This window comes from Rhizobium sp. BK456, assembly GCF_014194045.1.
Taxonomy (GTDB): domain Bacteria; phylum Pseudomonadota; class Alphaproteobacteria; order Rhizobiales; family Rhizobiaceae; genus Rhizobium; species Rhizobium redzepovicii.
The window spans coordinates 138,703-157,152 of sequence record NZ_JACIAO010000008.1 but is presented as its reverse complement, the minus strand read 5'-3'; the positions used below and the strand labels follow the sequence as shown (position 1 = coordinate 157,152).

Here is an 18,450-nt window from a genome sequence, read left to right as displayed (position 1 = left end):
ATTTAGTTTTCGAAGATATGCGCCTTGCCCGCGATATCCAAGCGAACGAGATCGCCTCGTGAGGGAAGCGCGACGCTTGAGGTCTTGATCAGGATCGGCGGCAGGGCGACACCGTCGAGCGAAACCGCAACGGTGCAGACCGCGCCGCCGAACTCCACCTCAACGACACGCCCGCCATAGCGGCGATCGCCTTCATCGGCAACGACGCGGATCTGCTCGGGCCGCAGCATGATCTCCGCCTTGCCCTGACGATTGCCTTCGACGGCGACGCGGCCGAGCGCACAGTCGGCGAGGCCGTTGCGGATGATGGCCGGAAGCAGCACGGCATCGCCGAGAAACAGCGCCGTCTCGCGATCCCGCGGATGCAGATACAATGATTGCGGCGACCCGGCCTGGATCAGCCGCCCCTCTCTCAGAACCGCAACCTGATCGGCAAAAGTCAGCGCCTCTTCCTGATCATGCGTGACGAGCACGGCGGTGATGCCGGCCGCCTGCAGCACGCGCGCCACTGCCTTGCGCATGTTCTCACGCAGGCCGGTATCGAGTGCCGAGAACGGTTCGTCGAGCAGCATCAGCCGCGGCTTGCGGCCGAGGGCACGCGCAAGCGCCACGCGCTGCTGCTGTCCGCCGGAAAGCTGGTGCGGACGCCGCACCAGCATGCCACGGTCGAGCTCGACCATATCGAGCAGCTCGACGATGCGCTTCTCGCGATCCGCTGCCCCCCGCTCGAAGCCGAAGCCGATATTTTCGGCGACGCTCAAGTGCGGAAACAGCGCGCCGTCTTGCGAAACGATGCCGATGCCACGCTTATGGGCCGGCACCGTCGCAGGCCCATCGGCAAGGACTTCGCCGTCGAGCGTTACCCTGCCGACATCGGGTTGCTCGAAGCCGGCAATAATGCGCAGCAGCGTCGTCTTGCCCGAACCGGACGGGCCGACGACGGCCGTGCGGCTGCCCGCCTGGACATCGAGCGAAATATCCTTCAGCGCCTGCACAGGCCCGTAGCGCTTGCTGATGTTTTCGATCGTAAGCAGCGTCATTGGCCGGCGGTCCGTTTCGATTGCGTATAGAGCATGAGGGTGAGCGGCAGCGACAGCACGACCATCATGAAGGCATAGGGTGCGGCCGAGACATAGTCGATCTCGCTGGTCAGCGACCAGAATTTGGTCGCCAGCGTATCGACGCCGTTGGGCGACAGCATCAGTGTCGCCGTCAGTTCGTTGGTGATGCCGAGCGCGGCTAGCGCCACGCTGGCGGCCGCGCCTGGTGCGGCAAGCCGCATGGTGATCTGCCGCACCGCTTGGCCCGGCGTGCGGCCCAGCCCCATCGCGGCGCGCTCCAGCTCCACCGGCGCCTGGGCGATGCTGGCGCGCAGCCCGACCATGGCGCGCGGCAGGAAAAGCATCACATAAGCGACGAGCAGCGTTGCGAAGGTCTGATAGAGTGGCAGCACGAGACGCACGGTGATCGTCACCAGCGCCAGCGCCACCACGACACCCGGCAGCGAGCCGACGTAATAGTGGCAGGCTTCGAGCAGGCGCTGGAAGCGGCCGGTCGCACGCACGGAAAGCCAGGCCATCGGGGCTGCGGCAATCGTCGCCAGCACGCCGCCGACAATGGCAAGCACGATCGTCTGCAGAAAGGCGCTGCCGACCTCGATGCGCCAGATCTCGGTACCGCCGAGATAGAGCCAGCGGCCAAGCGTCACCAGCGGCACGCCGAGCGTCAGCACCGCCAGGGCGATGGGCAGCAAGATGGCTGGCAGCATGAACCAGCCGAGCCGCCGGCGGTCCGTGGGACGCGGCGAGCCGGTGCCGACGCGGGCATAACGTTCGTTACCGCGCACCAGCACCTCGAAGCCGAGCAGAAAAAGACAGCAGGCGACGAGCACGCCGCCAAGCATGTTGGAGGCAGGGCTGTTGTAGGAAGACTGGAACTGGTCGACGATCGCCGTCGCGAACGTGTCGAAGCGGATCATCACGAACAGGCCGTATTCCGACAGCAGATGCAGCCCGATCAGCAGCGAGCCGCCGCAAATGGCGAGCCGGAGCTGCGGCAGAACCGCCCGGAAGAAGACCCGCCAGGGATTAAGGCCAAGCGAGGCCGCGGCATCCTCGATCGCCGGATCGAGGCGGCGCAGGGCTGCGGCGACCGGCAGGTAGAGGAAGGGATAATAGGCGATCACCGAGATGAAGACGCCGCTCTGCAGGCCGCGCATGCCGGGGAGGAGGCTGACCCAGGCATAGCTGTGCACAAAGGCGGGCACGGCGAGCGGGGCGATGGCAAGCCAGGCCCAGAGCCTGGCGAAAGGAATGTCGGTCCGCTCGGTCAGCCAGGCAAGCGTCACGGCAAGCGCGATCGACAGCGGAATGGTGATCGATTCCAGCAGGACCGTGTTGACGAGCAGTTCGCCGACGCGCGGCCGGAAAACCAGGGCCTTCACCGTTTCCCAGCCGACGTCGTAGGTGACCCAGCCGATGAAGCCGAGCGGCACCAGACTGAAGATCGCGACGATGGTGGCAAGCAGGAGCACGGAGGCGTGCGGCGCGCGCGCGCGCGGCAAACCCATACGCGTGGCCTTCGACGCGACCGGCGCCTTGTTGCCGGATGCGAGCAATCTGTTGTCCTGCAGCAAGGCCGATGCCTTCATACGCCGAAAAAGGAAGGCAACCGCTTTTGAGGAGCGGTTGCCGGATATCGTCATGCCCTAAGGTTTTCTTGAGCCAAAAGCAATAGTTTTGGCCATGGCAAGCCTGCGGCAGAAGCGTCAGATCAGCCCGGCAACCGTCATCAGCTCCACGACCTTCTTGCTGTCCAGCGTCGAAGCTTCGACTTTCGGCGCATTGAGATCGGCGAGCGGCGTCAGCTTGTCATTGGAAGCGGCATCCTTGCCGATGGCATATTCGTAGGACGTGCCGTCCTTCAGAACCGCCTGGCCGGCCTTGCTGGTGATGAACTTCAAGAAAGCCTGGGCGTCCTTCATATGCTGGGTCGACTTCAGGATGCCGCCGCCCGAAACACTGACGAAAGCGCCCGGATCCTGGTTCTTGAAGTAATGCAGGCCGACATTCTTGCTGTTTTCACCGGTTTTGGCCTGATCGCCGAACCAGTAATAGTGATAGATGATCGCGCCTTCGACTTCGCCTGCATTGACGGCCTTCATGGCGACGCTGTTGCCTTTGTAGGGTGTCGCGTTGTCCTTGAGGCCTTTCAGCCATGCCTTGGTGGCGTCTTCACCCTTGAGCTGCAGCAGCGAGGCGACGATGGCCTGGAAGTCTGCACCGGCAGGCGCTGCACCCCAGCGGCCCTTCCAGGCCGGATCGGCGAGGTCGAGCATCGACTTCGGCAGCTTGTCTTCGGTGAGCTTGGTCTTGTCATAGGCAAAAACGGTGGTGCGGGCGGCAATACCGGTCCACATGCCGTCGGCCGGGCGGTACTGATCCGGCACCTGGTCCAACGTGTCCTTTTCGATGGGGGCGAAGAGGCCTGCGCCGTCGACCAGCGTCATCGCCGGCGAATTCTCGGTGAGGAATACGTCAGCCGGTGAGGCATCGCCTTCCTGGATGATCTGGTTGGCGAATTGCATGTCGCTGCCCTGGCGCATGGTGACCTTGATGCCGGTCTCCTTGGTGAAGGCGTCGATCCATTCGCGGCCCAGGCTTTCATGCTGGGCATTGTAGACGACGAGACCTTCGTCCTGCGCATTGGCCCTGCCGGCGAGCGCAGTGGCGGAGAGAAACGAAGCGGCAAGCGCAAGCGCTTGGGAAAAACGGTTGAGAGCAAAGTTCATGATGGCCTCCGTGGCAATGCCGCCCGAGCTCCACAAGGGCGATGAGAGGCGTATATTTTTCCTGACTGCCTATTTCAAGTTTGGCCTGCAAGGAAAAGCCATCACAATATCTTGACTAAATATTTCATATTAAAAGGGAATAAATCTCGATCGGTCGAAAAAGCGGCATTCCGCGCATGTCGCCCGGAAGTGTGCAGCGGTTCCGGGACAACGACATGCGTCAAAAGAAGAGCTAAAGCGCGTCGCATGAATCGAATTGCGTGCGACGCGGTTTAGGGGGTGCAGCCCTCCTTTTTCGAGCCTTTCTGCAAGCCGGCTTATTCGACGTCGAACTTGACGCCTTGGGCGAGCGGCAGCGTTCTGCCGTAATTAATCGTATTCGTGGAGCGGCGCATATAGGCCTTCCAGGCATCCGAGCCGGATTCGCGGCCGCCGCCGGTTTCCTTCTCGCCACCGAAGGCGCCACCGATTTCGGCGCCCGACGGGCCGAGATTGACGTTGGCGATGCCGCAATCCGAGCCGCGGGCGGAGACGAAGGTTTCGGCCTCGCGCATGTCGTTGGTGAAGATCGACGACGACAGCCCCTGCGGCACCGCATTGTGCAGGGCCAGTACCGTATCGAAATCGCTGTATTTCATCACGTAGAGGATCGGCGCGAAGGTCTCGTGCTCGACCGGGCCGGTTTGCGCCGGCATTTCGACGAGCGCCGGGCGAACGTAGAAGGCATCGGTCAAACCGTTGCCGACGCGATCACCGCCGGTCACCTTGCCGCCGGCCGATGTCGCCTGGCTGAGTGCTGCCTGCATCTTCTCGAAAGCCTGGCCGTCGATCAGCGGTCCGACCAGCGTGCCTGTTTCGAGCGGATTGCCGATGGTGACGGAGCCATAGGCCTTCTGGAGCCGCGGCACCAGCTGGTCGTAGACGCTCTCATGCACGAAGAGACGGCGCAGCGTCGTGCAGCGCTGGCCGGCCGTGCCCATGGCGGAGAAGGCGACGCCGCGCAGCGTCAGGTCGAGATCGGCGCTCGGGCAGACGATCGCCGCATTGTTGCCGCCGAGTTCGAGAATGCCGCGGGCAAAACGCTGCGACAGGCGCGGACCGACGGCGCGGCCCATGGCCGTTGAACCGGTGGCGGAGACGAGCGGGATTTTCGGATGGTCGACGAGGACCTCGCCGACCTCACGGCCGCCGATGATCAAGGTCGACAGATTGGCCGGCGCCGTGCCGCCCTCGACGATGAAACGCTTCAGCGCCTTTTCGAACAGCGCCTGCACGGCAAGTGCGGTCAACGGCGTCTTTTCCGAGGGCTTCCAGACGGTGGAATTGCCGCAGACCATTGCAAGGGCTGCATTCCACGACCAGACGGCGACGGGGAAGTTGAAGGCGGAGATGATGCCGACCACGCCGAGCGGATGCCAGCTTTCCATCATCCGGTGCTCGGAGCGTTCGGTGGCGATCGTCAGGCCGTAGAGCTGGCGGGACAAGCCGACGGCGAAATCGCAGATATCGATCATCTCCTGCACTTCGCCGAGACCTTCCGAGGTGATCTTGCCGACCTCGATCGAGACGAGACGGCCGAGCGCCGTCTTTGCCGCACGCAGCTCCTCACCGAGCAGGCGGACCAGCTCGCCGCGCTTCGGCGCCGGGACGTCACGCCATTCGAGGAAGGCCTTGTGCGCCTCTTCGATCGCCGCCTTCGTCTCGGAGACGGTGTGCTCCCTGAGTTTGCCGATTTCCTTGCCCGTCACCGGCGAGGCGACGGAAAGCGTGCCGCCGTGATAGCGGCCGGCGTCAACGCCGAGTTCGGCAAGCAGCTTGGCGGTTTCGGTGGCGAGATCGAGGACGGCGATAGTCATTGTCGTGGTTCCAATCTTATTATTCTCAGAAGCGTTCATCGCTTCTCAGAAGCGAGCATCGGCGAAATGGGCGACCTGAGCGCCGGCTTCGTACCATAGTTCCTTGAGCGCACGGAAGCTCGGCTCGGTGGGTGATGTCAAAGGCAGCGGCAGAGCGTCTTCGGTCAGCCGGCCGAGAATATGCTCGGCCAGTGTCCGGCCGAACACCGTTCCGGGGGCAATGCCGCGGCCATTGTAACCCGAAAAGCCGATGACACCGGGCGCGAATTTATGAAAGCGCGGCAGCGCATTGTCGGTCATGCCGATCTGGCCGTACCATTCGCATTCGAATTCGACATCGCCGATAATCGGGAACAGCCGCTTCAAGGCGCGCTTAGCCCAGCCCTTGTGCACGGCTAGCCCGGTATTGCGCAGCGCCCCGACACTGCCGAAAACGAGACGCCCGGCCTGGTCCATGCGGAAGGAGGAGAGGATGTCCTTGGTGTCCCATGCGCCTTCCCGCCCCGGCAGGATCGACTGGCGCAGATTATGGCCGAGCGGCACGGTGGCGAAGTTGAAATAGGGCAGATAGACCTGCTCGTTGCGGACCTGCTCGAAGGGGCCGGTGCTGTAGGCATCGGTCGCGACGATGATCCAGTCGGCGCTGACCGCGCCGTTTGCCGTCTTCACGGTCCAGCGGCTGCCGTTGCGCTCCGTTGCGATGACGGGACTCGACGTGTGGATGGCAACGCCCGCCTTGACGGCGGCATGGGCAAGGCCGCGCGCATAGGCCAGCGGCTGCAGCGTGCCGGCGCGCATGTCGAGCAGCGAACCGGTATAGGCGTCGCTACCGATGCGTCTGGCTGTCTCCGCCGCATCGAGCAGCGTCACGGGCGCGCCGCGCGCGGACCATTGCGCCGCGCGCGCCTCGATCTCCTTCAGCCCGTCGGCGCCGACGGCGCAGTGCAGCGTGCCGTTGCGTTCGAGTTCGCAGGCGATCCGGTGCCTGTCGATCAGCTCCATGACGAGCTTCGGCGCATTGCCGAGCAGCTCGAGCAGGCGCTCGCCATGCACCGGGCCGAGCACACCGGGCAGATCGTCGGGCATCACCCACATGCCGGCATTGATCAGGCCGACATTGCGCCCCGCGCCGCCGAAACCGATTTCCTTCGCCTCCAAGAGCACCACCTTCGACCCAGCTTCGGCAAGATGCAGGGCGGAGGACAGACCGGTGTAGCCACCACCGACCACGACGACATCGGCAGACACCGCGCCTTCGAGAGGCAAGGTCGCCGGCGGCTCGGCTGCGGTCTTTTCCCAGAGGCCGTGGGAGCGCGGATCATTCAGCATGGTCTAGTCCGATCGGAACGAAATCGCGGTACTCTAACGCATATGATGAAGTGTTGAAGGCCATTTTACGCGACCGTCTTCAACTGCAGCGGCGCGAGCCCCAGCGCTTCCAGTGCCGCATCCAGCGAGGCGGCCTGGCGCTCGGCATAAAGCGCCAACTCGTCCTGAACGGTGGCGCCGAGCGCCGCCTCGAAGGCGTCGCGGTTCGAACGTGTCCCATAATTCTGCTGCTGATCGGTGCCGAGATTCGACTGGAAGATGCCGGCCGCGCTGACGGGCAGGAAATCTTCGTAGACGATCGGCGAGAAGGCAAGGTAACCCTTGGCGATCAGCGCTTCCGGATCGCCGGGGAGCGGGGCGCCTACGGCCGCAGCAATGCCCGCAGGCGTCGCGCAGTAACGGAAGAAGGCGAGACCTTGCCTGCGCAGCTCTTCCCAGCTGTCCGGCAGCGCCTTGAAACGCTCGGCAAGTTCCTGATCGTAGGCGCCGGCCTTGGCGCCGCCGGCGCCGACCTGCACTTCGCCGCGGACCGAGGCGAGCAGCCGGTCGTAGAGCGCCCGGCCCTTGGCCGTCAGTGCCACGCCGCGCTGTTCGATCTCGCCGAAACGGGCGGTATGCGTCCCTTGAACCGCTTCCACGTCACCGGCAAAGACGATCGTTTCTTCAAGCGCCTTGAAGCTCGTCTGCCGCAGCAGAATATCGCAATGGCGGCGCGGCGGTCCTTCGATGACGGCCTTCGGGGTGATGCCGCGTTCCGGCATGCGGGCCTGGACGGCATCGATATCGAGCGTGCGCGGCGTCAGGTGGTTGATATGCGGGCCCTTGAAGCTGACAACGTCGGCGATCAACCGGTGCGCATCATGCAGGCGCTTATAGGTTTCGGCGCTAACCGTCGCCTCGCCGTGCCAACGGAAGGTTTCAAGCGCCTCGGCGACGAACTCCGTCGCCTCCGCCTCCGTCAGGCCGCCATTCTGCTCGTGACGCTCGATCAGCGCGACGGCGCGCGGCGTATAGATGCACCGCTTTGCCAGAATGGCTTCGGCTTCGCTGCGCAGCCCTTCGTCCTCGATCAGCTCCAAGCGCAACAGCGAGGTGAAGACGCGGAACGGATTGATGTTGAGTGCGGCCTCGTCGATCGGCCGGAAGCAGGTAGAGTGAACAGGCACGCCGGCGACCGAGAGATCGTAATAGCCGACCGACTGCATGCCCATGACCGCAAACAGCCGGCGGATGGTGAAAAGCTCTTCCGCCGTGCCGAGCCGGATGGCGCCGTGGCGCTCGACATCAATGCGCTCCAGTTCGCCGGCGCCGGCCAGCCTTTCGCGCAGATCGGGATTGTTTTTGAGGCAGCCGGCATTCACATCCGCCACCAGTTCGATCAGCGTGCCATATTGCGGCACCTCGGCCCGATACATCTGCGACATCGCTTCGGTGAACAGCGAGCGGATACGGTCTGTGGAAACGAAGGCTTGCGGCATCTCGGAAACTCCGGCTCATTCCGTTTTTGCAGGATGAGCCTCTTTACAACGGCCATAAAGGCGGAAATATCGACATTTTGGAAATAGCTCATTCTGAAATGGAATGAACATGTTCGCTTCAAGACGTTTTCTGCCGTCGATTTCGCATCTCGCCGCTTTCGAAGCCGTTGCCCGCACCGGCAGCGTCACGGCCGCCGCCCGTGAACTCGATCTGACGCAGAGCGCCGTCAGCCGCCAGGTGAGCGCGCTGGAGGAGCAGCTTGGTGTCGAACTCTTCCTGCGCGAACGTCAGACCATGCGGCTGACGCCAGCCGGCGACAGTTATGCCCGCGAGATCCGCGAGGCGCTGCGGCGCATATCGAGCGCCTCGCTGAACCTGCGCGCCAATCCGCATGGCGGCACGCTCAACCTCGCCATCCTTCCGACCTTCGGCACGCGCTGGCTGGCGCCGCGCCTCGGGCGCTTCCTCGTTGCCAATCCCGGCGTGACGATCAATCTGGTGACCCGGCTTTCGCCTTTCGATTTCCGCCTCGATTCGATCGACGCCGCCATCCATTTCGGCCATCCGCACTGGCCGGGCGCCGAACTCGCCTTTCTGATGTCGGAGCGCACGGTGCCGGCCTGCAGCCCCGATTTTCTGAAGCGATACACGATCTCCGGGCCGCAGGATCTGCTGTCCGTTCCGCTGCTGCATCTGACGACCCGGCCCGACGCCTGGGAGCAATGGTTCGCCGGCAACGGCGTGTCTTTCGAAAGCGTGCACGGCATGCTCTTCGACCAGTTCGCCACCGCCGCGCAAGCGGCGATCGCCGGTCTCGGCATCGCTCTTTTGCCGAAATTTCTGATGCAGGAAGAGCTGCGGCGCGGCGATCTCGTCGCCGCCATCGACGGCGAAATGGAAAGCCGCGAGCGCTATTATCTCGCCTTTCCGCCCGAGCGTGCCCACTATGCGCCGCTTGCCGCCTTCCGCGACTGGATCGTCGCGGAAGCGGCCGCCGAGCCGGCAGCGTGACGAACGGCTTGCATCGGCATGGCGCTTTCGACCATTATATCAGCCAAACAACCCTTTTGCAGGAAATCCCCATGAAGCCGATCTTCGTCCAGCTCCAATGCGCCCCCGGCAAGACCTATGAGGTCGCCGACGCCATCTACCAGACCGAACTGGTCTCGGAGCTCTATTCCACAAGCGGCGACTACGACCTGCTGCTGAAGGTCTACATTGAGGAAGGCCAGGATATCGGCAAGTTCATCAACGACAACATCGCCAACATTCCCGGCATCGTCCGCTCGCTGACGACCCTGACTTTCAAGGCCTTCTAAAGCAATTCCAGCAAAAGTGTGCAGCGGTTTTGCCAGGCAAAGCGCGAAGCGCTTTTGCCGGGAATTGCGTAAAAACAAAAGACAGAGCATTTCCGTGATGCGAAGAAAAACGGAAATGCTCTGAACTCCGTCAGACGCGGTTAACCTTTTTACGAAGAATCGCCTCTCGGGATGCCGCTTAAACCACGGCTTAACGCCTGAGATATCTGGTCGTTGCTATAAGAGTCCCGTCTCGGCATGAGGCGGCGCGTGCAGCGATAGGTGGAAAATGGTGATCGTCGAGGCAGACAGGATGCGCGAGAGGCCGCAGCCGGAAACGGCGCCGCTGATCGTCCATGTCGTGCGCCAGTTCCTGCCCAACCGGGGCGGCCTGGAAGACGTTGTCGCCAATCTCGCCCGCCAGACCGTTCGCCGCGGTTATCGCGTCCGCGTCGTCACCCTCGATTCGCTGTTCACCGCACCTGATGACAAGCTGCCGCCGCGCGAAGATATCGACGGCATCGAGGTGGTGCGCATTCCCTGGTCCGGCAGCAGCCGTTATCCACTGGCGCCCAAAGTTTTCGGCCATCTCGCCGATGCCGATCTCGTCCACGTCCATGCCATCGATTTCTTCTTCGACGCGCTCGCCTGGGGCCGGCTGCTCCACCGCAAGCCGATGATCGTCACCACCCATGGAGGCTTCTTCCACACCAGGAAATACGCGGCGATCAAGAAGATCTGGTTCCGGACACTGACCCGCGCTTCGGCACTGGCCTATAGGCGCGTCGTCTGCTGCAGCGCCTCCGACCTCAAGCAGTTTTCCGAAATCGTGTCCGACAGCCTGCTGATCGAAAACGGCGCCGATATCGGCAAATTTGCCGACACTGCTTCGCGCCGGGCGCGGCGCCGCATCGTCACCATCGGCCGGTTCTCGGTCAACAAGCGGCTGGACCATTTGCTCGATGCGATGGCCGAACTGAAGACGCGCAATGCGGAATGGCATCTCGACATCGTCGGGGCCGAATCCGATCAGAACCGGGCCGACGTCGAAGCCGCGATCGAAGGCCGCGACCTGTCCGGCCGCGTCACCCTGCACGTCTCACCCGACAACGCCGCCATCCGGCGCATCATCGCCGACGCCTCGCTCTTCGCCTCCGCCTCGGAATATGAAGGTTTCGGCCTGGTGGCGCTGGAGGCGATGAGCGCCGGCCTGCTGCCGGTGCTGAACGCCAACGACGCCTTTACGACCCTTGCCCGCCGGCATCCCGTCATCACGCTTGCCGATTTCACCAATCCGGAGACCGCCGCGACCGGGATCGAAGCGGCCTATGAAACGCTCGCACGCCAACCGGACGCCGTTCGCGCCGGGCTTCTCGACGCCGCGCGCGGTTACTCCTGGGACATTGTTGCCGGGCGTTATATCGATCTCTATCGGTCGCTGAACGTCGCCACTGCAGACAGCATCTGAACTACCGGCCTGAAATTCCTCACGCCCTCGCCAGGCGGATGATCTCGTCGAGCACGAATTTGCGCGATTGCGGCGGCGTCAGATTATGGTCGGCATCCGGCAGCATCAGCAGCCGCACATTCGGATAGCGGGAAAGCTTGGCGCCGCGCGGTCCGAAATGGAAATAGACATGGTCGAGCCCGACATCGCCCTCGCTGTAAATCAGCGTCAGCGGCACCTTGCGCTTGCCGAACAGCGCGAAGGAATGCCGAACCTCGCGAGCAATATGGCGCCGGTCGGGAAGCAGTTCCAGCAGCGGCGCGATAAAGGGTGACAGACGCCGGCCGCCGGCGATGACGATATTCTGCAGCGCCGAAACCACGTCCACCTGACCGCTGAGCAGCCGCTTCAGCGTATCTACCCGCGCTAGGCGCTGACCATAGTCATCGAGGCTGCGCGGGACGGAAACGACATGCTCCCGGCGCACCGGCACCTCGGGATCCCAGTAATAGACGAAGGGATTGATCGAGACGACCGCCTTCAACCGCTCGTCGGCGACGCCGGCACGGAAGGCGACGTAGCCGCCGCTGCACCGGCCGGCCACCATGACCGGACCTGCAACGACGCGTTCGAGCAGATCGAGCGCGGCAACCGCATCCTCGGTCTGCGTGCTGGAATAAAGCACCTGTTCCGGCGCATCCGGCCGCGGCGGGCTGTCTCCGACATTGGCGGAATCGAAGCGCAGCGAAACGACGCCCTGACGTGCGAGCTCACGCGCCATATCCACCGTCGTCCGTCCCCAGCCGGCATGCCGGTCATAGGCCGTCGACAGGAAGAGAACCGCATTGCCCTTGATCTCGCCGAGCGGCCGGCTGACGACGCCGACCAGATGGTCGTGGCTGCCGAAACGCACCGGTGTTTCGACAAAACCCTCGCCGGCAAGCGGCGCATTTTCGATCGTCGCCGGCGAATGCGCGCCGGACGTCTCCGTCGTCATCCTCTCCAGCCACGTCTTCAGCAACTCGACGACCTCAGCCGGCGTCTTGGCAAACAGCGGATTGGTGGCGAGCTCGTCATAGCCTTCGAAAACCGTCTGTTCGACGTCGGCGCCGAGCGCCTTCAGCGCATCGGCAAAGCCGGTATCGTCGACCTTGGCGGGACGCTCGAGGATCAGATAACGCGACGCAGCAAGCCCCTGCGGCGCGGCGATGTTGAGCTTGCCGAGCTCGGCGGCGATCTCTTCGGGCATGACGAGCCCGGCGATCTGCACCTTCGCGGTCTGGACATGTTCCTTGCCGAGGCCGAGATCGGCATCGATGATCTTGGACCACATGTTGAGTTCGCGCAGATAGGCCCGGCCGCTCAGCACCGGCGCCAGCATGACGAGGCTGTCGACGCCGTCGATCGAGGCGCCGATGCGATGAGCAAGCGTTGCGCCGAGCCCCTGTCCGATGAGGATGATACGGTCGCAGCCGCTCAGCGATTTGAGCTTGGCGGCCGCCGCGCGGATCGAATTTTCCCAGGTTTCCAGCCTTGCCGGCAGCGCGCCGAAATCGAGCGCGTCGCCAGTGCCGCGATAGTCGAAACGCAGGCTCGCCACGCCGATATCCGAGAAATGCTCGGCGGCCACACGGAAGAATTTGCGGCTGCACATCTCCTCGAAACCCCAGGGGCTGACGAAGAGCACGGCGGCTGAACGCTTCTTCGCCAGAGGGTTTTCAGGCATGAACAGCCCGATCGTGCCGTCGAAGACGACAGGCAGGGCGGCGTTGCGCCCGGCACCCTCGGCCGGTTCGAGCGAAAATTCCCCGGGCGCGACCTTGGCGCGGTCGGGGTCGCCCGGAAGCCGCGGCGCAATGAAATTGATCGCGTAGCCTACAGGGCGCTGCAGCACCTGCGGCATCTTGGCGAGAATGGAGCGCATGACCTCGACATCTTCGGCCGGCATGACGCGCAGCAGGCGGAGTGCCACGAGATAGCAGAATGTGCCGGCAAGGATCGCGGCGACGAGACCGACCGGCCCCTGGATGAATTCCAGCACCGAGAGCGCCCCGCAAGCACAAAGCACGGCGGCAAGGGTCACCTTCGTCAGGCTTGTGTAGAGGCCTGAAAGCTGGGATCCGAATCCTGTCTGTCTGATCATCATCACCGACATCGCAACGAAGACGAGGATGCGCACGAGTGCGGCACCCTCGGCTGCAAGCCTAGGTATGATCAGTAAACAACCGACTACCATCAGAAGGCCACCTATCACACTGATGTTCAGGCGAGAGCGAACCCTGTCCATCGACAAGAGGTAGAGACTGAGGATCTGCATGAAGGTATAGGCGGGCGCGACCAGCGCAAGCAGCGCTACCACCGTTCCGCTGCGGCGGAACGCTTCGCCGAACACCACGAGCACCAATTCACTGGAGATCGCCGCCAGCCCGAGGCTCATCGGCAATACGATATAGGCCATGCTGCGGGTGACGGCGGCGAAGACCTCGACCGGCAAGGTCGAATCGTCGCTGTTGTGCCGCCGCTCGGAATAATAGGGCAGCAGGCTGCCGGTCATCTGGATCGGCAGCTGCAGCGCGATATTGGCGATCGACAGGCCGACGGCGTAGTAGCCGACCATCTCCACCGACCAGAACTGCTGCAGGAAGAGCAGCTCGAGCCGATTAAGGAAGATCGAATCGATAATAAACTGGATCGACAGGATGACCGAGGAGGAGGCGAGCGCTTTGAGAGAGACCCCGCACCAGTCGCGCCGCGCAAGAAGGATCGGCAGTGTGGCGAAGAAAAGCACGAGCTGGCCGAGCGCATAACCGACGAGCACGCCTTCCACCCCATAGAGCACAGCGCCGACGGCAACGCCGGCAAGCTGTACGATCGAGACGGCAACCGTCAGCCGGAAGAAGGCGCCCAGTTTCTTTTCGCCGATCAGGTAGAATTTGACGAAGGATCCAATTGCCTGGACGAAGAACAGCACGCCGGTGACAAGCGCGACGGACAGCGCGGTATCGGCCCAGTGCATCTCCTCCGACGTCAGGAAGAACAGCGCGTAGAGCGCCAGCAGCACGACGGTCGAAAACATCATGAAGCTGACGAGGATGGCGGCAAAACCCCGCCGACGGCGCATATCGTAACCTTCCGCCGAAAGCTGCGGCAGGGTCTTCAACAGCGTGATGCTGGAACCGAGTTCGGCGATCGAGGCGCCCGTGACCACCAGCCACAGCGAGAAGGCGACGATGCCGTTGGCCTCCGGCCCGAGCAGCCGCGCGGTTATGATCGACGAAACGAAACCCGTCAGCAGCAGCAGCATGCCTGCCGCCGCATTCATCACCGAATTTGCGATAATACCCTTCGACATCTGTCCATCCGCCGGCATCGGCCTAAAGCGCGCTGCGATCTTTCAGATTCGCTCCTCGCGCTTTAGCTCTCGTTTTTAAGCATGCCGTTATCGCAAAACCGCCGCACACTTTTGCGCGCCATGCTCTAAAGCCGCATACCCGTCATCTCTAATGCGAAAATGTTAAAATAAAGCGGAGTGACGACCTCACCTTAGCTGGATTGCATCGCCGCCAGCGTCTGGAGCGCCCTCTCATAGCTGTTGTCTGCGAGATGGTGCCGTAGGAACTCCCGCGCTTTCTCGGCCTTTCCTCGCGCGAGCTCGGGCGCGCGGAAGATGTCGCTCAAATGGGCGGCGGCGGCTTCGGGAGAGGGATCCGCCCAGACCGCACCCTCAAGCCCGGCAAATTCGGGATGGGTATCGACGACGGGGATCAGAGGAGAGGGGACCAGCCAGCTATTGCGGGGGTCGCAGAAATCCGCTGTGCCGGACCAGGCCGTGGAGACGACGGGCGTGCCCTGCATGATCGCCTCGGCGACCGTCAGCCCGAAACCCTCTGAACGATGCAGCGAAAGATAGGCGTCGGAAGAGCGGATGAGGCCGTTGATATCGGCGTTCGACAGCCTGTCGGTGACGATCCTGATCCGGGCGTCGCCCGCGACCGAAGCGACCAGCGCGCTGAGGGCTTCATCCTTGTTCACATCGCCGCTGGCCTTCATCAACAGGAAGGCGCTTGGGGCTTCGGCGGCAAATATCCTGAAAGCCTCGATGACGGCCTGCGGATTTTTCCGGTTGATCGACGAGCCGGCGCTGAAGATGAAGCTGACGAGAAAGGCGTCCTTCTCGATGCCGAACCTCTCCCGCATGCCTTCGGTCGCCGGCGCCTCGATCACCGGATGGGGAACGACGAGGACCGGTGCCTTGGTGAGCGGCGCAATCGCCCGCCGGGTGAATTCCGACGGCACGAAGACCGCGTTCATGTAGTGCATGGCATTGCGCCATTCCGCCGGCACCACTTCGAGCTCCCAGGCGAAGTAGCCGATATTGAAGGTGCGGGTGAAATTGCCGACACCCTTCATCAGGATGGCGCGCGGCAGCATCGGCGGATTGAGGTGCCAGATACGGCTTCCTGGCGGCTCGGTGGAAAGACGCGACGACGTCCATCCGGGGAAGGACTTCTCGTCGGGATGCGTGCTGACGTCGGAGAGCGAAATTGCCCTTCCGGCTTCGGAGAGCGCACCGGCGCAGAGCCTTGCCGATTCGCCGACGCCGACAGCCATCGAGAGATAGCCGACGATTTCCACCGGCCGGCGCGGATTGAAGGCAAGGCGCGACCGCGGGATCAGCCGCTGCAGGACATGGGCACGCAAAAAGCGGTATGTCGTTCTCAAATCAAGGTCTTTCCCAATGGATCGGCGTCATCCTTCGCAGGGGCGTCAGCCCTCGATTGCGACACGATGCGAACTGCCTAGACTTCTGATTTCACCCGCAGGCGGAGTATCGCTTTCCACGCCGGACAGCGCGTTGAGCTTCACGCGCCGCATCGCGCCGGGGGCAAGGTGGAACCAGTCGTCGTCGGCCCGATAGCCTTCGACGTCGATATGCACCGATTGCGCCAGCCGGTCGGTCTTGAGGTCAACGAACCAGTCGTCGCCGTCTCTGGTGAATGATGCTTCGATAGCTGCTTCATGCAACGCCTTCCCCCGTCCGCACGGGAAGTGGAAGCTCTCGGCGAGAATGGCGCCGTCCGCCAGCGAGCGCAGGCGCGCCACACTGGCATCATGCGCCGGCGGTCCGAAGCGGAAGGCATAGGTCGTATCGAAAAAGGCACCGAACAGCGCGGTCGCGGCAAGACGTTCCGTGTCCCTTGCCGCCAGTTTGAAGGCCCGGCTGCCGCTGACGACCTGCTGCTTTCCATCGCGCAGGCAGACGACTTCGAGCTCGACGTCGAGGTCTGCGTCCGTCTCGTTGACGACATGCACGTCGAGGCCGTTGGTTCCCTCGTCGGTGAACACCGTCTGCACCGGCCGAAAGGCGCGGCGCATCGCATACCAGACCGGCTTCGGCTCGCCGGTGGAATCGATCACCCCCCAGCCGGGACCGGGCAACAGGTCCTGCAGCGTCCAGACGAGCGCGCCGTTGCAAGCCGAACCCTTGCGCCGCCATTCGGCAAACGTCTCCTCAATCACCTCGCCAGTGACGGCGCGGGAGAAATCGAGATAAAGTTCCGGATCCTCGCGCCGCAGGCGGGCCGGATCGAAACCATAGAGAAGCTCCAGATAGAAATCGCGAACGTCCTCGAAATCCCAGGATGCGCTGCGGTCGCGCGGCACGCGGGCCTTCCAGAGCGGGCTGTGGACGGCCGGCACGTCGAGATGACGATGCAGCGTCCTTAGCTGCGGCACATGCGCAAACGCAAGGCTTTCTGAGGCAAAACGCACATCGGCGCGGCGCGCATCGGCAATCGGCCGCATATAGGCGCCGACGCCGTAATAATGGGCGATACCGGCATTCGGCGAAAACGGCATCGCCCCGCCATAAGGCGAATTCGGAACGTAGGGCACGTCGGGACGCATGCGCGTAACGATGGCCGGGATGATTTCATCGGTAACCGGTCCGCTCCAGAATTCCACGGGCAGACCGAGCATCGCCGCCTGCTGATGGATTTCGCTGCCGCCGCAGAGCACCGCCAACGATGGCGACGCCTGGACGCCGTGCAGGAATTCCTCGACCTCCGCATGCACGTGGCCGAGAAAAGCCTTGTCGTTGCGCGGATAATCGAAGTTGGCGAACATGAAATCCTGCCAGACCAGCAGGCCGAGTTCGTCGCAAAGCCCGAAGAAATCCGGTGTCTCGTAGGCCATGGTGCCGCCGATGCGGATCATGTTCATGCCGGCTTGCGCGGCAAGCCGCAGGAACGGCTCATAATCCGCCCGCGTGCCCGGCAGACGCGCGATATCGGCTGTCGTCCACACCGCGCCGCGGCAGAAGATGCGTTCGCCGTTAATAAGGAGCGCGAAGTCGTCGCCATCGGCGCCGCGCTCGACGTCGATCCGCCGGAAGCCGGTCGTGCCGAGCGGATAATCCACGCCGTCGGAAACGAGCGTCAGCTCATAGAGACGCGGAGCGCCGTGCGTATGCGGCCACCAGGGCTCGATGTCGGCAAGCTTGAGGATAGAAGAGTAATGACTGTCGCCGATCTTCTCGAAAGGCTGCTCCATGCCGCCGCAGCGCAGCAGCATTGCCGGATTCTCGGCATTGCTGTGCAGGGAAACGCTGAGACGGCCGACGCCGTTCTCGTCTAACACGGCGCGGACGGAGACATTGTCGATCGAGACGGGGTTGCGCCGCACCAGCGAGATCGGCCGCCATGGCCCGACCGCATGGATATCGGGGCACCAGCCCGGCATATGGCCGAGCAGCGTCGTGCGGAAATTTTTGAGACCCGCCGGCGTGATCATCTGCGGCCGCCAGCGCGCACGCGGGCCGGGCTCCGACAGGCGGGGGCCGAGCGCCCGGAAACACAGCGCCAGCTCGTCGCCACCCACCAGCGTCACCGGGATTTCATGGGCCGTGAACATGCTCTCGGAAAAAAGGATTTCCTGGCCGTTGAGGAAGACATGGCAAAGCGTGGCAAGTCCCGCGAAACGCAGGATCGCTTCACCCGGCTCGGCATCGAACAGCCGGCAGAGATACCAGGCATCCCGCGTGTTCAACGGCTCTGGATTTTCCCGGTCGAACAGTCCGGCCTTTTCGAGTGCTGCGGCAACGGTCCCGGGAACGGGGGCGGGAGTGAACTGCGCGGAGAGCGGAATATCATGCGGCACGGCGCAGGCGCCCGGCTCCGTCAGGATCAGGTTCCAGCCTTCGGAAAGCAGGCTTTCCTCGGCACCGATGCTTGCCAAACGCCCGCGCATGGT

General features: G+C 63.3%; 12 protein-coding genes. 3 read left to right on the top strand and 9 right to left on the bottom strand.

Annotation, left to right across the window (positions count from 1 at the left end):
- Positions 1-2: 2 nt before the first annotated feature.
- The 6 genes from FHX03_RS22350 to FHX03_RS22325 all read right to left on the bottom strand — a co-directional run bounded on the left by FHX03_RS22350 (position 3) and on the right by FHX03_RS22325 (position 8,453).
- A complete protein-coding gene (locus FHX03_RS22350) occupies positions 3-1,040 on the bottom strand; it encodes an ABC transporter ATP-binding protein (RefSeq protein WP_097624983.1) in 1,038 nt (345 codons plus the stop codon).
- Complete coding sequence (locus FHX03_RS22345; protein ID WP_183855504.1) at positions 1,037-2,704, bottom strand: ABC transporter permease; 1,668 nt, start codon at positions 2,702-2,704, stop codon at positions 1,037-1,039. Before FHX03_RS22345 ends, FHX03_RS22350 begins: the two co-directional genes overlap by 4 nt.
- A gap of 63 nt (positions 2,705-2,767) precedes the next feature.
- A complete protein-coding gene (locus FHX03_RS22340) occupies positions 2,768-3,790 on the bottom strand; it encodes an iron ABC transporter substrate-binding protein (RefSeq protein ID WP_183855502.1) in 1,023 nt (340 codons plus the stop codon).
- Positions 3,791-4,107: 317 nt separating this feature from the next.
- Complete coding sequence (locus FHX03_RS22335) at positions 4,108-5,646, bottom strand: aldehyde dehydrogenase family protein (RefSeq protein ID WP_183855500.1); 1,539 nt, start codon at positions 5,644-5,646, stop codon at positions 4,108-4,110.
- Between the two features lie 45 nt (positions 5,647-5,691).
- Positions 5,692-6,975, bottom strand: coding sequence for an NAD(P)/FAD-dependent oxidoreductase (locus FHX03_RS22330; protein ID WP_183855498.1), 1,284 nt, complete (start codon positions 6,973-6,975; stop codon positions 5,692-5,694).
- 65 nt (positions 6,976-7,040) lie between these two features.
- Positions 7,041-8,453 (bottom strand): VOC family protein, encoded by a 1,413-nt coding sequence (locus FHX03_RS22325; RefSeq protein WP_183855497.1) that lies wholly within the window; start codon positions 8,451-8,453, stop codon positions 7,041-7,043.
- 103 nt (positions 8,454-8,556) lie between these two features.
- Between FHX03_RS22325 and FHX03_RS22320 the strand changes: the two genes are divergently transcribed.
- From FHX03_RS22320 to FHX03_RS22310, 3 genes are all read left to right on the top strand, one after another.
- Entirely contained in the window at positions 8,557-9,465 is a 909-nt protein-coding gene (locus FHX03_RS22320) for a LysR family transcriptional regulator (protein ID WP_097624989.1), read from the top strand.
- A gap of 71 nt (positions 9,466-9,536) precedes the next feature.
- On the top strand, positions 9,537-9,773 hold the full coding sequence (locus tag FHX03_RS22315) for an Lrp/AsnC ligand binding domain-containing protein (RefSeq protein ID WP_003567502.1): 237 nt from the start codon (positions 9,537-9,539) through the stop codon (positions 9,771-9,773).
- Positions 9,774-10,041: 268 nt separating this feature from the next.
- Positions 10,042-11,220: a glycosyltransferase family 4 protein gene (locus FHX03_RS22310; protein WP_183855495.1), complete on the top strand. Its 1,179-nt coding sequence runs from the start codon at positions 10,042-10,044 to the stop codon at positions 11,218-11,220.
- Between the two features lie 19 nt (positions 11,221-11,239).
- Here FHX03_RS22310 and FHX03_RS22305 read toward each other — a convergent pair whose 3' ends face one another.
- The 3 genes from FHX03_RS22305 to FHX03_RS22295 all read right to left on the bottom strand — a co-directional run bounded on the left by FHX03_RS22305 (position 11,240) and on the right by FHX03_RS22295 (position 18,447).
- A complete protein-coding gene (locus tag FHX03_RS22305; RefSeq protein WP_183855492.1) occupies positions 11,240-14,551 on the bottom strand; it encodes an oligosaccharide flippase family protein in 3,312 nt (1,103 codons plus the stop codon).
- Positions 14,552-14,742: 191 nt separating this feature from the next.
- Positions 14,743-15,921, bottom strand: a complete 1,179-nt coding sequence (locus FHX03_RS22300) for a glycosyltransferase family 4 protein (protein WP_183855490.1) — start codon at positions 15,919-15,921, stop codon at positions 14,743-14,745.
- A gap of 45 nt (positions 15,922-15,966) precedes the next feature.
- Complete coding sequence (locus tag FHX03_RS22295; protein WP_183855488.1) at positions 15,967-18,447, bottom strand: glycoside hydrolase family 2 protein; 2,481 nt, start codon at positions 18,445-18,447, stop codon at positions 15,967-15,969.
- Positions 18,448-18,450: the final 3 nt, after the last annotated feature.

Excerpts from the sequence above, each read along its gene's own strand:
- FHX03_RS22345 (WP_183855504.1), bottom strand. The coding sequence starts at position 2,704 with ATGACGATATCCGGCAACCGCTCCTCAAAAGCGGTTGCCTTCCTTTTT.
- FHX03_RS22315 (WP_003567502.1), top strand. The coding sequence starts at position 9,537 with ATGAAGCCGATCTTCGTCCAGCTCCAATGCGCCCCCGGCAAGACCTAT.
- FHX03_RS22325 (WP_183855497.1), bottom strand. The coding sequence starts at position 8,453 with ATGCCGCAAGCCTTCGTTTCCACAGACCGTATCCGCTCGCTGTTCACC.
- FHX03_RS22320 (WP_097624989.1), top strand. The coding sequence starts at position 8,557 with ATGAACATGTTCGCTTCAAGACGTTTTCTGCCGTCGATTTCGCATCTC.
- FHX03_RS22295 (WP_183855488.1), bottom strand. The coding sequence starts at position 18,447 with ATGCGCGGGCGTTTGGCAAGCATCGGTGCCGAGGAAAGCCTGCTTTCC.
- FHX03_RS22350 (WP_097624983.1), bottom strand. The coding sequence starts at position 1,040 with ATGACGCTGCTTACGATCGAAAACATCAGCAAGCGCTACGGGCCTGTG.
- FHX03_RS22305 (WP_183855492.1), bottom strand. The coding sequence starts at position 14,551 with ATGTCGAAGGGTATTATCGCAAATTCGGTGATGAATGCGGCGGCAGGC.
- FHX03_RS22335 (WP_183855500.1), bottom strand. The coding sequence starts at position 5,646 with ATGACTATCGCCGTCCTCGATCTCGCCACCGAAACCGCCAAGCTGCTT.
- FHX03_RS22330 (WP_183855498.1), bottom strand. The coding sequence starts at position 6,975 with ATGCTGAATGATCCGCGCTCCCACGGCCTCTGGGAAAAGACCGCAGCC.
- FHX03_RS22310 (WP_183855495.1), top strand. The coding sequence starts at position 10,042 with ATGGTGATCGTCGAGGCAGACAGGATGCGCGAGAGGCCGCAGCCGGAA.
- FHX03_RS22340 (WP_183855502.1), bottom strand. The coding sequence starts at position 3,790 with ATGAACTTTGCTCTCAACCGTTTTTCCCAAGCGCTTGCGCTTGCCGCT.